The sequence below is a fragment of the Bacillus sp. 05T31 genome (assembly GCF_056396725.1).
On the sequence record NZ_JBFTMA010001145.1, the window covers coordinates 1 to 817 of the forward strand.

The following is an 817-nucleotide window of genomic DNA, read 5'->3' on the forward strand; positions in this document are numbered from 1 at the left end:
TAACGATGGGGTATGAAAAAAAGAATAAAGAAGGTCAATTAATAAGACATGATCAAAAAATAGCAATCTATTTAAATACTAAAGAAGATAATAATAAAAATTCTAAAAACAAATATGAGGAGTATGAAAGACAATATACGAATAACAAGTAATGCATAAAATAGGAGGGAATAAGTGTGGGGAATAGTACAAATGATCTCCAAAGATTTAAAATAAACAGTGATGTAGGAAAATTAAGATTAGCAGCAACTGATATTTATGCTTTTAATGAAAAAGAAGATGATTATAGTAATCCAGACCCAGGAAAAAATAAGAAAAGACTAGAAGATAACTTTGATGCCGAACTAATAGCAGAGGATGATCAACATCCTCAGACTGGTTTTGGAGCATACGCTCTAAAAGACAACCATACAGGTGAAATTTTTATAGTTTACGTTGGAACGCAACCGAGTCAAATAGGCGATTTAGCAACCGATGGAGCAATTGGACTGCATAATTTAACTAATTCGCCTATATTTGGGTCGTTAGCGGAATTTCAGTATAGTCAAGCAGAAAAATTTTATGAAAAAGTCAAGGCGGGTAATAAAGGAAAGAAGATAACTTTACTAGGGCACTCTTTAGGTGGCGGAGCAGCGAATACAGTTGCATTAAGACATCAAGAAGATAATATAAACGTATTAGCTTTAAATCCTGCGCCTGTTTTAAATAAGGATGTGGTTAAGTACGGATACGGGACCAATATGAAAAGTTGCCGCAGTCTTATAAATGAATATGATCCTTTGTATGGCGCCGTTAAAGCCGCAGATTTTGTAATACC

The 817-nt window shown here is 33.9% G+C and carries 1 protein-coding gene and 1 pseudogene; both read left to right on the forward strand.

Annotation, left to right across the window (positions count from 1 at the left end; all coding sequences use genetic code 11):
- Positions 1-152: pseudogene (locus AC1DJR_RS31975) on the forward strand (DUF3952 domain-containing protein); the annotation flags it as partial.
- A gap of 24 nt (positions 153-176) precedes the next feature.
- Positions 177-817: lipase family protein (locus AC1DJR_RS31980; protein WP_477004466.1), on the forward strand; the 641-nt coding region annotated here is incomplete at its 3' end.